Origin of the sequence: Wenyingzhuangia fucanilytica, assembly GCF_001697185.1 — a bacterium.
Taxonomy (GTDB): domain Bacteria; phylum Bacteroidota; class Bacteroidia; order Flavobacteriales; family Flavobacteriaceae; genus Wenyingzhuangia; species Wenyingzhuangia fucanilytica.
The window spans coordinates 1,207,477-1,227,866 of the sequence record NZ_CP014224.1 but is presented as its reverse complement, the minus strand read 5'-3'; the positions used below and the strand labels follow the sequence as shown (position 1 = coordinate 1,227,866).

Genomic DNA, 20,390 nt, shown 5'->3' with positions numbered 1-20,390 from the left:
ATGTAATATAGTTTGTAATTATTACATTTGCATACATTATAAAATTCAATCACTAGATTAAAAAATATACACATGAAATACGACGTTATTGTTATTGGAAGTGGACCTGGAGGATATGTTACCGCTATTAGAGCTTCACAGTTAGGGTTTAAAACTGCTGTTATAGAAAAAGAATCTCTAGGAGGTATCTGTTTAAACTGGGGATGTATTCCAACCAAAGCTTTATTAAAAAGTGCTCAAGTATATGATTACTTAAAACATGTTGATGATTACGGTTTAAAAGCAGAAGCTATTGATAAAGATTTTGAAGCGGTAATCAAACGTTCTCGTGGTGTTGCTCAAGGAATGAGTAAAGGGATTGAGTTCTTAATGAAAAAGAACAAGATTGATGTGATTATGGGAACAGGTAAAGTTAAACCTGGTAAAAAAGTAGATGTTACTGATGCTGATGGTAAAGTAACAGAGTACGATGCAGATCACATTATTATTGCAACAGGTGCTCGTTCTAGAGAATTACCTAACTTGCCTCAAGATGGTAAAAAAGTAATAGGATACCGCCAAGCAATGAGCTTACCAGAACAACCAAAGAAAATGATTGTGGTAGGATCTGGTGCTATTGGTGTTGAGTTTGCTCACTTTTACAACTCTATGGGTACTGAAGTTACTATTGTTGAGTTTATGCCAAATGTAGTTCCTGTAGAAGATGAAGACGTTTCTAAAGCTTTTGGAAATGCTTTAAAGAAATCTGGAATTAAAGTAATGTTAAACTCTGCTGTAGAATCTGTAGATACTTCTGGAGAAGGAGTTGTTGCTACTGTTAAAACTGCTAAAGGAGAAGAAAAATTAGAAGCAGACGTATTATTATCTGCTGTTGGAATTAAAACAAACATTGAAAACATTGGATTAGAAGATGTTGGAATTGTTGTAGATAGAGATAAAATTATTGTAAACGATTTTTACCAAACAAACATCCCTGGTTATTACGCTATTGGTGATGTAGTTACTGGTCAAGCTTTAGCTCACGTAGCTTCTGCAGAAGGAATTACTTGTGTAGAGAAAATTGCAGGTTTACATACAGAACCAATTGATTACGGAAACATTCCTGGATGTACTTATGCATCTCCAGAAATTGCTTCTGTTGGTTTAACAGAAAAAGCAGCAAAAGAAGCTGGTTACGAGTTAAAAATTGGAAAATTCCCATTTTCTGCTTCTGGAAAAGCATCTGCTGCCGGAAACAAAGAAGGATTTGTAAAAGTAATTTTTGATGCTAAATACGGTGAATGGTTAGGATGTCATATGATTGGTGCTGGTGTTACTGATATGATTGCTGAAGCTGTTCTAGGTCGTAAATTAGAAACTACTGGTCACGAAGTATTAAAAACAGTTCACCCACACCCTACTATGTCTGAGGCGGTAATGGAAGCTGTTGCTGCTGCATATGATGAAGTAATTCACTTATAGAATATATAGCACATATAATATCCAAAGCGGTTGCAACTAATTTGCAACCGCTTTTTTTTGCTCTTTTATTAAAATTATATTCTTAACTAAACTATATTTGATAAGTTTTTTTGAGTTTAAATCAAACCTTTGCTCATTTAATCAGTCTAACTATATTAACTTGTTATCTATACCCATGAAAAAAACATTTTTGTTATTAGTTGCCCTTTTAGGCCTATTTTCTTTTACCCTGTACACACAAAATAGTTTCTCTAATCTTTTAGAGAAAAAACTACTTGACTATGAAACTAATTCATATCCAGAAAAAGTGTATCTACAAACAGACAAACCCTTTTATGCTTTAGATGAAGATTTGTGGTTTAGTGCTTATTTATTAAATGGTATTACTCATCAAAAAACAGAAAAAAGCAAGGTTTTATATGTTGAACTTATCAACCCTAAAGATAGTATTGTAGCTAAAAAAACACTTTACATAGAAGATGTTAGTGCTGCTGGTGATTTTAAAATTAACAAAAACTGGGAAGAAGGAAATTACAGACTTCGTGGATACACCAATTACATGAGAAACGCTGATAACTCAAACTTTTTCTCTAAAAACATTTCCATTTTTGCGGTTAAAAATGACAGTATTTCACAAAACACTACAAATCTAAAAGAAACGGTTGCCAACCTCAACCAAAAATCTAATAATAAAAGTACCAAGCCTACACTAACATTTTTCCCAGAAGGAGGTTCACTAGTTTGTGGTACTCTAAACCGAATTGCTTTTAAAATTAAAGACGACAATTACAGTAAAATAAATGTAAATGGTGTTATTGAAGATCAAGATCAAAATGAAATTATTGAGTTTAAAAGTATAGATTTTGGTTTAGGATCATTTATGATTATCCCCGAAGAAAACAAAACTTATTATGCTAAAGTTTTTATCAACGGAAAAGCAGAACGCTACCCTTTACCAAAACCTTTAGCCAAAGGATACAACCTTAACGTAACTAACGAAGGACAATTTATTTATGTAAAGGTTTCTAGTACTGTAGAGAATGGATTATTAAACACTTTTTTAATTGCTCATCAAAGAGGTCACTTATTATATAAAAAGTTTGAAAGCACAAACAAAAATAAATACACCATAAAAATATCAACCGAAGTTTTAAAAGATGGTGTAGCAGAAATCACCTTGTTTGATGCTAATGGAACTCCTACAGCAGAAAGAATTGTGTTTATTGATAATCCTAAAAACAATTTAAAACTTAACATTGCTACAGCTAAAGAAACATTTACATCTCGTAGTAAAGTAGACTTAAACATAAACGTTACCGATAATAAAGGAAAAAATGCTGCAAGTACTTTATCTATGGCGGTTAGAGATTTAAATGCATTTCCATACAACTCTAGAACAAACAATATTAAAACTTATTTATTATTAAATTCAGATTTAAGAGGAAATGTAGAAAATCCAGGTTATTTTTTTGAAAAAGAAAACGACCCTAAAAGAAAATATTTATTAGACTTAGTAATGTTAACTAATGGGTGGAGACGTTTTACTTGGCAAGATTTACTAACTGAAAAAGAAAATTCAAACAAATTTAAACCTGAACTTGGCTTGTATATTTCAGGAACTACTAAACAGTTAAAAAAGCCTTATGCTGAATTCTCCTCTCCTACTAGATTGACATTTATGGGACCATCCATCTTTCAAGAACCTATACAACAATCTGATTCTTTAGGTAAATTTAAGTTTGGCCCTTATGTGTTTTTTGATTCAATTCCTGTGTTGTTAGAGGCTAGAATGGATCACTTTAATTCAGAAAAAAGAAAATCTAGAGATGTTGTAATATTAGTTGACAAGCATACAAACGAAGCGCCTGTAGAAAAAATGCCAAAGATTAATCAATCAACTAAAGAGAAAGAGGTGGCTAATTTTATTAAAGTAACCCAATATATACAACAAGTAAAATTTGATTATAACCTAGACGTACAAAAACTTAAAGCTGTAGAGCTTACTGCAAACAGAAAAACTGAACAAGAAAAAAGAGAAGAAGAAATGGATAGTAGAACAGACTATGGTTCTCCTATTAGTGGTAGTCGTTTAGATGTAACGACCATGATTGGTGCTGGTTCTTTTACTGCTTTTGACTTGGTAAATCAACTTAATGGGGTTAGTGTTTTTGGTGATACTATTTCTATTAGACGCTCTAATGGCCCTGCTAGAATTTATTTAGACGGTATGGAAGTTGATGGAAGTCTATTAAGATCTATTAGTGCAAACGAAGTTTCATTTATTGATTTATTAACTGGTCCCGATACTGTAACTTTTACTGGAGGGGGTAATGGAGTTATTGCCATATATTCTAACACCGGAAATATGTCTGTTAGCAACACCAAAAGAAAACCAGGTATTATAGATTTTAATGCAAAAGGATTTTATACCGCAAGAAAATTCTACTCTCCAGACCACATTAATGGTTTTGAAGAAATGAATAAAACAGATTTAAGAACAACACTATATTGGGAACCTTTGATTAAAACTACTAATACAGGTACTACAAATGTATCCTTTTTTACAAGTGATATCAAAAGTGATTATATTATAGAAATAGAAGGTATATCAACCGATGGGCAACCAATACATGCTATCAAAACTTTTAATGTTAATTAAACTATAAATATGTTAAACAGGCTCTTTTTAATTTTAATTCTTACCCCATTATGTAACTACGCCCAAACAAGTTTTCCTAATCAAATTCAAAAGAATTTAGAGGATTACATTTTTAATCAATATCCAGAAAAAACTTACGTTCATACAGATAAACCTGCCTATACATTAGGTGAAGACATCTGGTTTTCTGCTTATTTAATCAATGGTATTACGCATAGAAGAACACCTAAAAGTAGAATTCTATACGTAGAGCTTATCAATCCAGAGAATAAAATTGTTGATAAAAAAACTTTGTACGTATACGACATTAATGTAGCTGGAGATTTTAAAATTTTAGAAGACTGGCAAGAAGGAAAATATACAATAAGAGCCTATACAAACTATATGAGGAATGATTCCTCTGATACTTTTTTTCAAAAAAAAATACCCATATATAAAATCAATAAGGATTCAAACATCGATAGTAACAACATCGATTCAGTTTCATCCTCAACCCAAACTACCGAAAAAGATGTACCTAAACCAGAGGTTTCATTTTATCCGGAAGGAGGTTATTTAATTGAAGGTTTACAAAACAGAGTTGCTTTTAAAACAAATGTTAAAAACTTCAAAGCCTATCTAAAAGATCAGAAAGGAAATGAAATAGCCGAAGCTAAAAGTATAGATTTAGGTTTAGGTCTTTTATCTATCATTCCCGAAAAAAACAAATCCTACTACGTTAGTACTACAATTAATGGTAAAGAAATTAAATATCCCTTACCAAAAGCATTACCTAAAGGTTTTGTAATCAACACAACAAATACAAAAAATGGCATTATTGTAAACTTAAACAGTAATATGCCTAATGGTTTGCAAAACACTTTTTTAATAGCGCATCAAAGAGGAATTCTTTTTTATAACAATTTTGAAACCCAAAACATTCCTTCAAATACTCTTAAAATTCCAACTTCTTACTTAACAGATGGTGTGGTAAATATCACATTATTTAATAGTGATGGAAATCCTGTTGCCGAAAGAACAATTTTTGTAGACACGCCAAAAGACAATTTAAAACTAACGACCAAAACCTCTAAAGAAACGTATAAGTCTAGAGAAAAAGTTGAAGTTTTGTTTGATTTAACTGATATTAATGGAGAAAAAGAAACAAGTACTTTTTCTATGAGTGTGAGAGATCTTAAAGCTTTTCCATACAACACAAGAACAAGTAATATTAAAACCTACTTATTGCTTAATTCTGATTTAAGAGGTACTATAGAACAACCTGGTTACTTTTTTGAAAAAGAAAACGATCCTAAAAGAAAATACTTACTAGACTTAGTAATGATGACCAATGGATGGAAACGTTTTACATCGCTAGAACTTTTACAAACAAAAAAAGAAGCACAAAAATATAGTCCAGAAAACAGTCTTTTTATTACCGGAACTACCACCAAATTTAAAAAACTAGACAAACCTCATGTATCTGAAGTTAGACTTACTTTTTTAGGAAAAGTTTTTGCACAAGAACCAATACAAAAAACAGATTCTTTAGGTCGTTTTAAATTTGGTCCTTACACATTTATGGATTCTATTTCTACAATTATAGAAGCTCGTTATGATAACTTTAACAGTAAAAGCCTAAAAACAAAAGATGTTAGTATTGTGCTAGATGAACCTACTGCTTCTCCCCCTGTAACAAGTAGTAAAGAAGCTAGTAAGCTGTCAACTTATAAGAAAAACGAAAACTTTGTAAAAGTTGCCCAATATGTTCAACAAATTAAATTTGAGTACAATCAAAAAGTAGAACAATTAAAAGCTGTGGAATTAAACGCTATCAACGCTACTGCAGCAGAAAAGAGAAAAAAAGAAATGGAAAATAGAACTATTTATCGTAGACCAGACAATATGATGAATAGAATTGATGTAACCAGTCTTGAATTTACTCCTACCACTATTATTGAATTATTAAACACTAATGCAAACCACGTAATTAGAGAGGATTTTGATAATTTTTTATGGAACAGAGACAACAGTATTGTTAGAATATTTTTAGACGGAAGACAAATAACCATGGATTATTTAAGAAGTATTACTTGTGATGAAATTTCTTTTGTTGATATTTTAACAGGAGCCACTGTAAATATGCTCTATAACGATATAGCAGGAGGAACTGGTGGCGCCGCTATTATTTTATACCCCAAAAAAGGATATGAATTTAAAAATGGTAAAAAAATTGAAAAACCAGGAGTACTTAATTTTAAAGCAAAAGGATTTTATACTGCTAGAGAGTTTTTCTCTCCCGATCACATCAAAGATTTTGATGAATTAAAAGGAGCTGATTTAAGAACTACGCTACACTGGGAACCTATGCTAAAAACTACTAAAGAAACCCCAACAAAAGTTTCTTTTTTTACCAGTGACATCAAAAGTGATTATATTATAGAAATTGAAGGAATATCTTCTAAAGGACAACCTATACATACCTTTAAAACCTTTAATGTAGAATAGAAAATTAAAGGTTTTAGGAATTAATCGGCAAATCGTTTAGTCATCCATATAGAAAACCATAACTTTACTCGTTCAAATTTAAAACAGAGAGATATGTCTCAAGCAAAACAAGGAAGTACTGTACAAGTACATTACACAGGAAAATTAACAAACGAACAAGTATTTGATAGTTCTAGAGAAAGAGAGCCTTTAGAGTTTACTGTCGGAGCTGGACAAATGATACCAGGTTTTGATGTTGCTGTAGATGGAATGACTATTGGAGAAAACAAACAAGTTACCATTCCTGCAGAAGAAGCTTACGGTCCTAGAAATGAAGAAGCAGTTTTTAAATTACCTAAAACTCAACTACCTGATGATTTAGAACCACAAGTAGGAATGCAATTACAGGCAAGTCGTGAAGATGGTCAAACTCAAGCTTTATTAATTGTTGGAGTTGAAGAAAACGAAGTTTTATTAGATGCTAACCACCCATTGGCTGGAGAGGATTTAATTTTTGATATTGAATTAGTTGCTGTAAATTAATTTATAGCTATAATTACCATATTAAAAACACCTTTTACTGTAGTAAAAGGTGTTTTTTTATCTAAAAAACATTTCTTGTAAAATAATATATCAATTACTATTTTGCACCATCATTTAAAGATTAGCAATCCTTATTCTCTGTATGAGTAATCAACAAAAAGCAGTTAAAACCATTTACTTTAGTTTACTTGGTAATATTCTTTTAGCTATCATAAAAGGAATAGCGGGAGTAATTGGAAACTCCTATGCTTTAGTAGCCGATGCAATAGAATCTACCTCTGATATATTTTCATCTTTATTGGTTTTATTTGGATTAAAATATGCCAAAAAACCTGCTGATGAAAATCACCCATACGGACATGGTAAAATAGAACCTTTAATGACATTTATTGTGGTTGTATTTTTGGTAGCATCTGCCATCATTATTTCTTATAAAAGTATCATCAACATACAAACCCCACATAAAGTTCCACAAGCATGGACTTTATATATTTTAGGAGTTATCATCTTGTGGAAAGAAATTTCATACAGAATAGTAATTCACAATAGCCTCAAAACCAATAGTTCTTCTCTAAAAGCAGATGCATGGCACCATAGAAGTGACGCTTTAACTTCTGTAGCCGCATTTATTGGTATATTAATTGCTGTTACCTTAGGAGATGGATATGAAAATGCCGATGATTGGGCAGCTTTAATAGCATCAGGTATTATTATATTTAACGCTTATAAAATTTTTAGACCTGCTTTGGGCGAAATTATGGATGAGCATAGATATGATGATTTAATTAAAGAAATTAGAAAAGTAGCAATTAATGTACCTGGGGTTATGGGGACAGAAAAATGTTTTATAAGAAAAGCTGGTATGCAACATCATGTTGATTTACACGCTAGAGTAAACGGAGATATATCTGTAACCAAAGGGCATGAAATTTCACATTTATTAAAAGATACATTACATCATAAAATTCCAAATTTGGGACATATATTAATACATATAGAACCATTTTACCAAAACACATCATTATGAAAAATAATATATTAATCCTTGCCGTTATCAGTATGGTTATTACAGGGTGTAAAACCTCTGAAAACCACAATATACATCATTTTAATTCTTCTTTTCTTGATGAGCACAACAGTAAAAACTCTTTAGATTGGGGAGGTACTTACACAGGAACCATACCTTGTGCTGATTGTGAGGGAATACAGACTAAAATTAGTATTCATAGCGATTTAACATACACTAAAGAAGTTAAATACCTTGGAAAAAGTGATGAATTAATTACTGAAAAAGGAAAATTTGATTGGGATGAAATTGGAAGCAATATTATTATTGATGAAACCAGCTATATGGTAGGTGAAAACACTTTGATTCAACTAAACAAACAAAAAGAAAATATTAAAGGTGCTTTGGCTACTCAATATGTATTAAGCAAAATTGCTACAGACACAATTCTTACTGATGTACAATGGGAGTTGATAGAGTTACAAGGTGAAGAAATTGAAAAAGAAAACAAAAACATTCCTTACTTTACATTAAGTACTACTGACAATAATATTAGTGGAAACTCTGGATGTAATAACTTTCACGGAAGTTTTGATTTAAAATTTGGAAATAGATTGAGTATTTCTAGATTGGCATCTACGCAAAAACTTTGCTTTAACGCTCCTTATGAAGGTGCTATGTTAAAAGCCCTTGAAGTAATGGATAACTACGCTATAAAAAATGATACTTTATCTATAAACAAAGCTAGAATGGCTCCTTTGGCAAAATTTGTAAAAGTACAGCCCTAAAAAATAAAATAGTAATATTAAAAAACGAGTTTAGTTCCCTTAAAACTAAACTCGTTTTTTATGCTATTAGGATACACATTTTTCGCAAACACCACTTACCTCAATTTCTACTTGCTTTATAATCACATTAGGAATTTGAATCTGAAGAGGATTTGTAACATCTACACAAGAAACCTCCATACATTCCAAGCATTTAAAGTGTACATGTTTATGGTTATGACATTCCGAAGTACAATATTCCTTACACATAGCATAATAAACCTCATCGCTACTTACCGATGCTTTATGTATAATACCTCCATCTAACAAAGCATTGATTGTTCTATATAAGGTAACCCTATCAAAATGATTTAGTTTACTCTGAATTTCGCTATATGGTATTGCAGAACTATAACTTGCTACCACATTAAGTAACTCTATTCTTTTAGGAGTGGCTTTTAAATTTCTATCTCTAAGTAAATCTGTAAATCTTGTTTCTAAATTCATAATTGTTAATTAAAATGAAACTCTAAATCCAAGTGTAACACTTCTTCCGGTATCATCAGCAAAATATCTTAATCTATTTAAATAATCTCTATAAGCTACATTTAATAAATTATTTGCTTTTGCATATATATACAATTTGGTTTTATTAAAATGTTTTTCTGTACTAAATTTTGCTCCTAATAATTGATATGCTTCAGGTACAGGTGCATAATCTTGACTAGCTAGTAAATGATTTTGTTTCCAAACATAATGATATTCTAATCCTACAGAAGTATTTTTAAAATCATTTCCACTTGGTAATTGATAATCAAAAGTTAAAAGTGCATTGTTTGCAGCCATGTTGATTAGCGGAATATCTTCAGACAAATTATCACCTTGTAAAAAACTATACTTAGCCCCTACTTTTAAAGCATCAGAAAACGCATAAGTAGTTCCCAAATCTAATCCTATAAGTTGAGCGTTGGTTTGTTCATAGGCAAAAACAGGAAAAGCCCCTCTAATAGTTAAACGCACTTCATTTTGAGGATTTAAAAAAATATAATCTTTAATGTATTGATGATATAACAAAGTCTCAAAAAACCATTTCTGCGCTACATTTCCTTCTAATCCAAATGTGGTTTTAATAGAATTTTCTTGTTTTAAATTTATATTCCCCTCTTCAATTCCACTTACTCCTTGGTGCAAACCATTACTATACAATTCGTTTATCGCTGGATTTCTTGATGCCAAGCCAATGTTAAAAGCCCAATGCAATTGCTTTAAAGTTCTATACCTTAATCCAGCAGATACATTTACATTATGAAAAACATTATTATGGTTAACTATTTCTCTAGGAGTTGTTTTAGATATCGCTGCTACATTTTGATAGGTAAAATTATATCTAAACCCTAACTCGTACATCCATCTATGATATCTTTTATTTAACAAGACAAAAGTCCCAAGTTGATGTGACAAATAATCTGGAATTAAAGGTAAAACACCTGTTTCAGAATCATTAGTATTGTCGGTAAAAGTGTATTGAATTCCTTTTTTAAATTCAATATTCTCCCCTATTTTATTTTGATGCTTGGCTTCTAAAAAGTGAGTCATCATATTTAAACTCAAAGCAGGAATACCAGAGCGATTACCTCTACGGATATCAAACTCTTTTCTATTATTTATTTGTCCAGCATAAGTAAACGTGTAAAACTCATCATCATTAATCTTATAATGATTTAAAAACTTTAATAAATGATGATGAACTTCTTGCTTTGGAGCTTCTAACTTATAAGAAAAAGAATCCTCTGTGTAAAAAGGAACTTCTCTTGATAGCGCCTCTTCTAAATCACTAATATTTCCAATATGAGACCCTCTTAACACCCCTAATTCTGAATTAAAAGTACTGGCATAAATTTTAGATTCCCATGAATCCGAAAATTGTTTTCTTAACTGTAAAGCCAAGTTCGCTTCTTGATTTCCGGTATTATTTAAATAATAATCGGCTGTTTTTCTATCTCCATACTTTTTAAGCGTACCATTTATTTTCCAATCAATACCATTGGTTCCTTTTTCTAAGGTAAGATTTAAACCACTCCCCAATCCGTTGGTTTCTACAAAATAATTAGCAGCACCATGCAAATGAGGGTCTTTATTAATTTCTTTAGGAGTTACAAGAACAACACTTCCTAAACTACTTCCTTGGTACTCTAAGGCTCCAACTCCCTTAATCACCTTAATATTATTAGCTATTAAAGGATCTATTTCAGGACTGTGATCGTTCCCCCATTGTTGACCACTTTGTGCAATTCCATTATTTAAAATGGTAATTCTGTTACCGTACATACCATGTACTACCGGCTTTGCAATACCACTACCATTTTTTAAAGTACTCACCCCCGTTAAACTTTCTAATAAATTAGATAAGTTTTCGTTAGCATTATTTTGAATGTTTTTTGAGGTGATATTCTGAGCTGCTTGTGTAGTATTCTCAGCTTTATGCCCGTGGAGGTGAACTCCATCTAACATCTGTATATAATGATTCATCACAACACGAATCTTCGTATTGTGATGAATTTGTACAAATTGTTGATTGTTTTCACAACCAATATGAGTGATGTCTAAATGATAATCTCCTTTACAGATATTTTTAATTTCAAAAGTTCCATCTATACCACTGACGACTCCTTTATTTACCCCCTCTAGGTAAACACTAGCATTGGCTATAGGTTCATCTGTTGTACTATCAACAACAACTCCTGATAAAGTAAAATCACATTTTTGGGCATTAACTATAACACTAAAAAGAATGAATGTTATAATTAAAATTTGTTTTTTAGTCTTGGGCATTTAAGGTAAAAGTTACTTCAACGTCTGTTCCTCCTCCAGCATTTGTAATATCTCCATTTGAAACATTTTCTGCAGATTTATTTGGTTCATGTCTTAAGATAATCGTTAAATCTCCTCCTGCAAAGGTACTTAAAACAGAAACATTTGATTCAATTCCAATTGGATGATCATTTTCATCTTTATCCGCATAGGTAATATTTAACCCTGTTGGTGTAGTAAAGAAAAATTGATGTTCTACTCCTTCTTCTTTAACCTCTTCCGTAACATCTTCGGCAGGTGATAATGTTTCATTCAACAATGTTAATTCAGCCGTATATTCAGCATTTTTTTTAATAATTCCTGTTTGCGTATAAACTCCATCATCAGAATTATTTCCATCATTTTTATACATCAACACTACTGTATCACCCGATTCAACTACTGGAGTTAACGTATATATTACAGTGGTAATTACTTCCTCCTCATTAGGAATAATAGGATCGTCTTTTTTACAAGAAGTTATCAATAAACCTACAAATGTTGCAATCACTAATGTTTTTAATTTCATGGTATCTGTTTTATTTTTCAGCAAATATATAACAAGTTTTTAATTAAACGCAACATTGTTGCGATTAATATTTAAGGAATTTTAAAGACATCAAAATATAAAACTTATGTATCTTTAAAGTTCAAAAAAAATGAAATGAAAATACTTAAGTCAATATTTCTTTTATCAACTCTAACTTTTATAGGTTGTAATAGCATAATACCAAATTCAAACAAAACGAAAAAGTTTTATGTGGGTACTTACACTAATAAAAACAACCCTCAGAGTGAAGGTATTTATGAATATCAACTAAAAAACAATGGTACTTTAGATTCTATTAGGTTATTGGTAAAAACTGAAAACCCTACTTATTTAATAAAATCTTTTGATAAAAATTTTTTACTCACTACCAACTCACAATGGGATGGAACTATAAGTAGTTTTAAAATTGAACCTGAAAGTTTAAAAGAAATAAGTATTAGTAAAGCAGACAAAAGCCCTTGTTATATTGCAATTAACAAAGATAACTATGTATTAACTGCTAATTATAACAGTGGTACAACAAACCTACACAGACTAAACGAGAAAGGCGAATTGGTAGGGCCTTTAGACACGCAACAAAACGAGATAACTGTTCCTAGTAATAACAAAAGACAAGACTTTCCTCATGCACATTCTTGCTACTTTGAACCCAACTCAGAAAACATCATTTCTGTAGATTTAGGAGCAAACAAACTTGTGTTTTCTACCATAGATAAAGACTTTAACAAATTTGTGCCTAATGAATTTCACGAACTTCAAATGCCAGGTGAATGCGGACCAAGAATATTAACTTTTCATCCAACACAACCGTGGATTTATTCTGTAAATGAATTGGATGGAACGGTAACATTTATCAAAAAGAACATTCCTAACAACAGCTATAAAATAATTCAGACCGTAAAAACTTTACCAGATGATTTTAAAGAAATCAATTGGGCTGCACATATTACCATTACAAAAGATGGAAAATACGTTTATATGAGTAATAGAGGTCATGACAGCATTGGTATTTTAAAAGTTTTACCTTCTGGTAAATTAGAATTGATAGACACCATTAGCACTCATGGTAAACACCCAAGAAACTTTAGCCTAACTCCTGATGAAAAATTCTTAATTGTAGCCAATAGAGACACCAATAATATTTGTTCTTTTAGACGAAATAGTAAAACAGGAAAATTAACTTTTGTAGATGAAGTACTAGCACCAAGACCAGTTTCTATTTTATTTTAATCAAAAAAAAATTACAATAAAAAAGCGATTCTAAATATAGAATCGCTTTTTTATTTATCTGCAAATTTTAGTTCACTCATTTCATTGTTTTGATGTTTATTCCTTGCATAAGCATAACCATCTTCCCACCACCCAGTCATCAATTCTTTGTCAAAAATTAAAGAGTTAGAAGTTAAAATTGTTGGTGTATAATATAAGTTTAACTGTACATTATTATAATGCGATGCCAATTTCCCTATAGAAACATTGTGTTTTGATACTTGCTCTAAAGTAAAATCTATCACATCCGAAATTAATGCAAATGGATTTTTTGCTGGTACATTGGCTACTAATTTCATTTCTGTATCTAAAATAATTACATCAATTTCTGTAGCTCCTCTGTTGATGGCTTCTTTAATAGGTACCAAAGCTCCAAAACCACCATCTGCGTATTGATAATTATCTTTTTCGTACAAACTCATAAAAGGAACATAATTACACGAAGCCCAAATCCAATCACAAAACTGCTCTCTTTCACATTCTTTTATAGACTTGTACTCTACTTTTCCCAAAGTTAAATTTGATACAGTTACCACCAATTCTTTTTCAGTAGCACGTATTTCTTTATAAAAATCTTTGGTAATTGTATTGTGTAATAATTTTCTTAAATTTTTACTTTCTCCAAAAGTTTTACGTTTTTTAATTAAGTTCCAAAGTACTTTAAAGTGATTGATAGAAACTGTTTTTGCCCCTCTTCTTCCTTTGATTTTAAAAGGACAATTACTAAAAATAGTGGATTGATCTACAGAAGTATATAAATCTTTTAACATCTCAATTCTTCCTAAAGCCAAATGAGAAATCATCAAGCTTCCTGTAGAAGTACCTACTAAAATATCGTACTCCTTTTTTTGTTCTTTCATTAGGTACTGAGCCACCCCTCCTGCAAAAGCTCCTTTGCTACCTCCTCCCGAAATGACCAATGCTCGCATATAAAACTTTAAAATAGTTAGTTTGAAAATTAAAAACTTATTTTCGTATCGAGTCTAAATATACACATTTAACGTTACAAAATAATGAGCAAAAAAAATCATTGTTTCATCATATTTATCATTATATCACTGCTTAGTTCTTGTCAACAAAAAAACAGTTTGTTTGATTTATTTTCTTGCGAACAAAAAACAGAAATCAAAAATACCAGAGTAGTAAATGATGTTCATCATAATTTTAAAATTAAAGTAGGAAAAAACTGGAAGACCGAATTGTATTTTGATGATTATCAATCTAGAATTTACTCGGCTGATACTACTAGGAATTATTCAGAATCTTTTATTATTGACATCACTCGTTTTGAAGGTAACATTACTTTAAGTGATAATTTTAGACAGCATTTAATGTCTCAAATAAAATCTATTCCAAGAGCCTATATCATCAAAGAAGGTTTTATAGATTTTAAAGATAGTGCTGCATATGCCATTTATAGTTTTCAGAAAAAAGAGGATATTGTACTATACAATATTCAATGTTACCTTACCTATCCTGATCACTATTTTTTATTGGAATCTAAAATTAACGGAAGTCAAAATTTAGAAAAAAACACCTGTGAGAGTATTGCTATTTTTAATTCACTAACCCAAATGACTAAACAATAAAAAACAAAACGTTTTATTTTATTAAAACGTTATGCCTATTGTAAACACTTAGCTATTTTTGCTCAAAATTTAACAAATACCATGCAACATATTTTAGATAGATTTGTTCGTTACATTACGGTAGACACGCAGTCTGACCCAACCAATCCTGCTTTTCCTAGTACAGAAAAACAATGGACATTGGCGCGTATGTTAGAGCAAGAACTAAAAGACATTGGTCTTTCTGAAGTTATGTTAGATGAAAATTGTTATTTAACCGCTACCCTACCAAGCAATGTATCTCACACAGTACCTACCATAGGTTTTGTAGCACATATAGATACAAGTCCTGATTTTAGTGGAAAAAATGTAAATCCTCAAATCCATAAAAATTATGATGGAAAAAATATTGTTTTAAACGCAGATCAGAACATTATTTTAGATGCTACTTATTTTGATGATATTCAACAATACAAAGGGCAAACCATTATTACTACTGATGGAACAACATTATTAGGTGCCGATGACAAAGCAGGTGTTACAGAAATAGTAACGGCTATGGAGTATTTGGTAAATCATCCTGAAATAAAACATGGAAAAATTAGAATCTGTTTTACGCCTGATGAAGAAGTAGGAAAAGGAGCTCATAAATTTGATGTAAAAGCTTTTGGTGCCGAATGGGCTTATACTATGGATGGTAGTCAAATTGGAGAATTGGAGTACGAAAATTTTAATGCTGCTCGTGCTGTAGTAACTATACAAGGTAAAAACGTTCATCCAGGATATGCTAAAAACAAAATGGTGAATGCTATTTTGGTGGCTCAACATTTTATCAACGGATTGCCTGCAAATGAAGTTCCTGAAAAAACAACAGGTTACGAAGGATTTTATCATTTACACGACATTCTTGGAGATGTTGAAAAAACAACATTAGAATATATTGTAAGAGATCATAGTTTAGAAAAATTTAAAGAGCGTAAAGAAAATATGAAGTCTTTAGTATCTTCGCTAAATCAAAAGTTTGGAGAGGATATTTTTTCTATAGAAATAAAGGATCAATATTTTAACATGAAAGAAAAAATAACTCCTGTAATGCATATTATTGATATTGCAGCAGCAGCTATGGAAAAAGAGAACATAAAACCTATATACAAAGCCATTCGTGGTGGTACAGATGGTTCTCAATTATCTTTTATGGGATTGCCTTGTCCAAATATTTTTGCCGGTGGTCATAATTTTCATGGTAAATATGAATATGTACCACTAGAATCAATAGAAAAAGCAACAAAAGTAATTATAAACATTGCTGAAATTACAGCAAATAAGTATAAGTAAGTTAAAGGTTTTAAAGCAAAAGATTCATTTTTTTAAACCTTTACATTAAAAACATTTATGTTTTGCTAAAATGAACCTGTAATTTCATTTAAAAATAAGAAGTTCTCGACTCCGCTCGAACACCTAGGTCATCGAGCGGAGTCGAGATGTAGTCACTAAGGTGGCTTTGAATATTAATAGATAGTAGATTTAAAACAAGACTAATGGATAATCAATTTTTAATTTCATTAACAGAAAAGTACGGTGCCCCGTTATATGTATATAATGCCGATGTAATAGAACATCAGTACAATAGAATGATGAATGCATTTTCATCAGTAAAAAATGTAAAATTAAACTACGCAGTAAAATCTAATACCAATATTAATGTTCTTAAATTTTTAAAGAATTTAGGATCTGGAGGTGATTGTGTTTCTGTGCAAGAAATTAAATTATGTTTGGCTGCTGGTTTTGATGTAAAAGATATTTCTTACACCCCAAATGGAGTTTCTTTTAAAGAAATTAGCGAAGCAAAAGAATTAGGAGTTAAAATAACTTTAGACAATTTATCTAGCTTAGATAAATTTGGAAAAGCATTTCCTAATGCACCCGTTTCTTTACGTATCAACCCGCATATTATGGCTGGTGGAAACGCAAAAATATCTGTAGGACACGTAGATTCTAAATTTGGAATTTCTCACACTCAAATAGAGGAAATCAAAAAAATAGTAACAGAAAATGGAACTCCTGTAAACGGAGTACACATGCATACTGGTTCTGACATTAAAGACCCTAGTGCTTTTGTAGAGGCTATGGAAGTTTTACTTGGTATTGCAAGACAGTTTGATACTATTGAATTTATTGATTTAGGTAGCGGATTTAAAGTGCCTTATAAAGATGGAGACCACGCAACCAACTTAGAAGAGTTAGGACAAGTTTTAGGAACTAGTTTTAATGCTTTTTGTAAAGAATACGGAAAAGAATTAAAATTGATTTTTGAGCCAGGAAAGTTTTTGGTATCAGAATCTGGAAAGTTTTTAGCAAAAGTAAATGTCATCAAACAAACTCCTAACATTAATTTTGTTGGGGTGGATAGTGGTTTAAATCATTTAATGAGACCTATGATGTACGATGCTTATCACAGAGTTCATAATATTTCTAATCCAAATGGTGAAAAGCAAACTTATAATGTAGTGGGTTATATTTGTGAAACCGACACTTTTGCTAGCGATAGAGAATTAGGAAAAGTAAGTGAAGGAGATATTATTTGTATGGACAATGCTGGAGCTTATTGTTTTTCTATGGCCTCTAACTACAATTCTCGCTTTAAACCTGCCGAAGTTTTAGTAATAAAAGGAAAAGATTATTTAATTAGAGAAAGAGAAACTTTTGAAGATATTTTAAAAGGTCAAATAATGATTGACTCTTTATAAAAATCAAAACGCTAATCTTAAACGGTTAGCGTTTTTTTTATCCCAAAAACTTCCTATTGATACCTTATTAACATTTAGTTATAAAATCTTTACTTATAAAAAATTACTTTTGTTTAAAATGCTATTCAAATAAAAATTGATGAAGAAAATACTTTTTGTTTTACTCCTTTGCTTTATAAACAGTTTCTCACAAGAAAAATTCACCATTAGTGGTTCTATAAAAGATAGTGCTTCTGGCGAAACTTTAATTGGAGTGAGTATTATTGATAAAGATAACTATCAAGGAACCGTTACTAATGAATACGGGTTCTATTCACTAACCTTATCCAAAGGTAAGCACAACATAGAAATTTCTTATTTAGGTTACAACACCATTTCTAAACCACTTGATTTAACTAAAAACATCACCCTTAATTTTTCTTTAACCGAGAATGCAGAAAGTTTAAGTGAAGTGGTAATTACTAGTAGCACAGAAAAAATCAGTATTAAAAAAGCTGAAATGAGTGTGAACAAAATGAAAGTAAAAACCATTAAAGAAATTCCTGCTATTATGGGTGAGGTAGATGTGTTAAAAGCCATTACTACTTTGCCTGGGGTTACCACTGCTGGTGAAGGTCAATCGGGATTTAATGTTCGTGGTGGAGCTGCAGATCAAAATTTGGTATTGCTAGACGAAGCTACTCTTTTTAATACCTCTCACCTATTCGGATTGTTTTCTGTTATCAACGCAGATGCTATTAAAGATTTAAAATTATACAAAGGTGGAATTCCTGCCAAATACGGAGGTAGAATTTCTTCTGTATTAGATGTACACCAAAAAGACGGAAATAAATATAAGTTTCATGGAAATGGAGGAATCGGAAGTATTTCTTCTCGTTTAACTTTAGAAGGTCCTATTGCTAAAAACAAAGCCTCTTTTTTTATAAGCGGTCGTAGATCTTATGCCGATTTGTTTTTTCCTTTAATTATGCCTGATAATGATAATACCGCATTTTTTTACGATTTAAATACGAAAGTAAACTGGGAGATTGATGAAAAAAACAAATTGTTTCTATCTGGTTATTTTGGAAATGATGTATTTTCTCTTTCTAATTCCTTTATCAATAATTACGGAAACGCTGTAGGTAACTTAAGATGGAATCACGTATTTAACAATCAATTATTTTCTAATTTATCTCTTATATACAGTAAGTATTTTTATGGATTAGAGTTAGATTTTGTTGGATTTAAATGGGATTCTGGTTTACAAAACATCAACCTTAAATACGACTTAAAACAATATTTTAACGACAATGTATCTGTAGAATACGGATTTAACACCATCCTTCATCAATTTAACCCTGGTAAAATAAAGCCTAATAGAGATGATAGTAAAATAGAAGAAAATCAAATTGCTAAAAAACACGCTATTGAATCTGGTGTTTATGTAGATGTTTCTCAAAAATTAAGTGATCATATAGATTTACGTTACGGACTTAGAGTTTCTAGTTTTGCTAGAATGGGAGAAAAAGATAAAAACATATATGCAGGGAGCCCTGTAGATTATGATGCTGATTTAAAAATATACGAACAAGCCACTCCTATTGGTAAAAAAGATTATAAAATAGACGAGGCTTTAAAAACTTATATCAACTTAGAACCTAGATTTTCTATTGCCTATAGTTTTAACAACAACAGTTCTATTAAAGCTAGTTACCAAAGAATGGCGCAATATTTACATTTAATATCTAACACACAATCTCCATCACCTTTAGACATCTGGACGCCAAGTGGAGAATATATAAAACCTCAAATGTCCGATCAAATTGCTTTTGGTTACAACAAAGACTTTAAAAACAATTATAGCTTAACTGTAGAGGTTTTTGGTAAAACAGTTAAAAACAGATTAGATTATATTGATGGAGCAGATTTAATTGCACAAGAAGCCATAGAATCTGTAGTACTAGCAGGAAAATCAAGGGCTTATGGTTTAGAATTTTTATTTAAAAAAGAAATAGGAAAACTTTCGGGATGGATTAGCTACACCTTATCTAGATCTGAGCAACAAACAAAAGGAAGAACTCCAGAGGAAATAGGAATTAACAATGGTGCTTGGTATGCTACAGGTTATGACAAAACACACGATTTAAGTTTATTGCTTAGTTATAAACCATCAAAAAAGTGGAATTTTAATTCAAACTTTTCTTTGCAAACAGGTCAGCCTGTTTCTTATCCAACAGGAAGCTATGAATATTTAGGCGTTAATGTTCCCAACTATGGATTAAGAAATACTTTTAGACTTCCTATCTATCACAGGTTAGATTTATCTGCTATTTACAAACCCAAAAAATACGAAAAGAAAAAATTTAAAGGAGAATGGGTTTTTAGTATTTACAATATTTACAACAGACAAAACACCTCTTCTATTCTATTTAGTCAAGATGTAGAAACTGGAAGAAACATTACCGAAAAACTTTCAATTTTTGGAATCATTCCATCAGTTACCTATAACTTTAAATTCTAAA

15 protein-coding genes are annotated in these 20,390 nt (G+C 30.9%); 11 read left to right on the top strand and 4 right to left on the bottom strand.

The annotated features are described in order from the left end of the window. Positions 1-72: 72 nt before the first annotated feature. The 6 genes from lpdA to AXE80_RS05100 all read left to right on the top strand — a co-directional run bounded on the left by lpdA (position 73) and on the right by AXE80_RS05100 (position 8,923). Entirely contained in the window at positions 73-1,461 is a 1,389-nt protein-coding gene (lpdA, locus tag AXE80_RS05125) for a dihydrolipoyl dehydrogenase (RefSeq protein WP_068825069.1), read from the top strand. A gap of 175 nt (positions 1,462-1,636) precedes the next feature. Beyond that, the gene (locus AXE80_RS05120) at positions 1,637-4,120 is read left to right on the top strand and encodes a TonB-dependent receptor (protein WP_068825067.1); all 2,484 of its coding nucleotides are present in this window, start codon (positions 1,637-1,639) and stop codon (positions 4,118-4,120) included. 9 nt (positions 4,121-4,129) lie between these two features. After that, positions 4,130-6,607, top strand: a complete 2,478-nt coding sequence (locus tag AXE80_RS05115; RefSeq protein WP_068825065.1) for a hypothetical protein — start codon at positions 4,130-4,132, stop codon at positions 6,605-6,607. Between the two features lie 93 nt (positions 6,608-6,700). Continuing rightward, complete coding sequence (locus AXE80_RS05110) at positions 6,701-7,129, top strand: FKBP-type peptidyl-prolyl cis-trans isomerase (RefSeq protein ID WP_068825063.1); 429 nt, start codon at positions 6,701-6,703, stop codon at positions 7,127-7,129. Between the two features lie 142 nt (positions 7,130-7,271). Then, on the top strand, positions 7,272-8,156 hold the full coding sequence (locus tag AXE80_RS05105) for a cation diffusion facilitator family transporter (protein ID WP_068825061.1): 885 nt from the start codon (positions 7,272-7,274) through the stop codon (positions 8,154-8,156). After that, the gene (locus AXE80_RS05100; RefSeq protein ID WP_083194586.1) at positions 8,153-8,923 is read left to right on the top strand and encodes a copper resistance protein NlpE N-terminal domain-containing protein; all 771 of its coding nucleotides are present in this window, start codon (positions 8,153-8,155) and stop codon (positions 8,921-8,923) included. The genes AXE80_RS05105 and AXE80_RS05100 overlap by 4 nt, the downstream gene beginning before the upstream one ends. 66 nt (positions 8,924-8,989) lie before the next feature. On the opposite strand, the gene AXE80_RS05095 is transcribed toward AXE80_RS05100, so the two are convergent. The 3 genes from AXE80_RS05095 to AXE80_RS05085 are packed head-to-tail and all read right to left on the bottom strand — an operon-like array spanning position 8,990 to position 12,281. Beyond that, positions 8,990-9,409 carry a Fur family transcriptional regulator gene (locus tag AXE80_RS05095; protein WP_068825059.1) on the bottom strand — a complete coding sequence of 140 codons (420 nt, stop codon included), beginning with the start codon at positions 9,407-9,409 and terminating at the stop codon, positions 8,990-8,992. A gap of 9 nt (positions 9,410-9,418) precedes the next feature. Then, positions 9,419-11,734 carry a TonB-dependent receptor gene (locus AXE80_RS05090; RefSeq protein WP_068825057.1) on the bottom strand — a complete coding sequence of 772 codons (2,316 nt, stop codon included), beginning with the start codon at positions 11,732-11,734 and terminating at the stop codon, positions 9,419-9,421. Then, on the bottom strand, positions 11,721-12,281 hold the full coding sequence (locus tag AXE80_RS05085) for a hypothetical protein (protein WP_068825055.1): 561 nt from the start codon (positions 12,279-12,281) through the stop codon (positions 11,721-11,723). The genes AXE80_RS05090 and AXE80_RS05085 overlap by 14 nt, the downstream gene beginning before the upstream one ends. A 135-nt stretch (positions 12,282-12,416) precedes the next feature. Here AXE80_RS05085 and AXE80_RS05080 point away from each other — a divergent pair, with 135 nt between their 5' ends. After that, positions 12,417-13,532 (top strand): lactonase family protein, encoded by a 1,116-nt coding sequence (locus tag AXE80_RS05080; protein WP_068825053.1) that lies wholly within the window; start codon positions 12,417-12,419, stop codon positions 13,530-13,532. 50 nt (positions 13,533-13,582) lie between these two features. On the opposite strand, the gene AXE80_RS05075 is transcribed toward AXE80_RS05080, so the two are convergent. Continuing rightward, positions 13,583-14,500, bottom strand: coding sequence for a patatin-like phospholipase family protein (locus tag AXE80_RS05075; protein ID WP_068825051.1), 918 nt, complete (start codon positions 14,498-14,500; stop codon positions 13,583-13,585). 84 nt (positions 14,501-14,584) lie between these two features. Here AXE80_RS05075 and AXE80_RS05070 point away from each other — a divergent pair, with 84 nt between their 5' ends. The 4 genes from AXE80_RS05070 (at position 14,585) to AXE80_RS05055 (ending at position 20,389) form a co-directional block, all read left to right on the top strand. Continuing rightward, complete coding sequence (locus tag AXE80_RS05070) at positions 14,585-15,160, top strand: hypothetical protein (RefSeq protein WP_157359346.1); 576 nt, start codon at positions 14,585-14,587, stop codon at positions 15,158-15,160. Between the two features lie 81 nt (positions 15,161-15,241). Next, entirely contained in the window at positions 15,242-16,474 is a 1,233-nt protein-coding gene (gene pepT, locus AXE80_RS05065; RefSeq protein ID WP_068825047.1) for a peptidase T, read from the top strand. A gap of 203 nt (positions 16,475-16,677) precedes the next feature. Then, on the top strand, positions 16,678-17,886 hold the full coding sequence (gene lysA / locus AXE80_RS05060; RefSeq protein ID WP_068825045.1) for a diaminopimelate decarboxylase: 1,209 nt from the start codon (positions 16,678-16,680) through the stop codon (positions 17,884-17,886). 139 nt (positions 17,887-18,025) lie between these two features. Next, entirely contained in the window at positions 18,026-20,389 is a 2,364-nt protein-coding gene (locus tag AXE80_RS05055; protein WP_068825043.1) for a TonB-dependent receptor, read from the top strand. Position 20,390 lies beyond the last annotated feature (1 nt).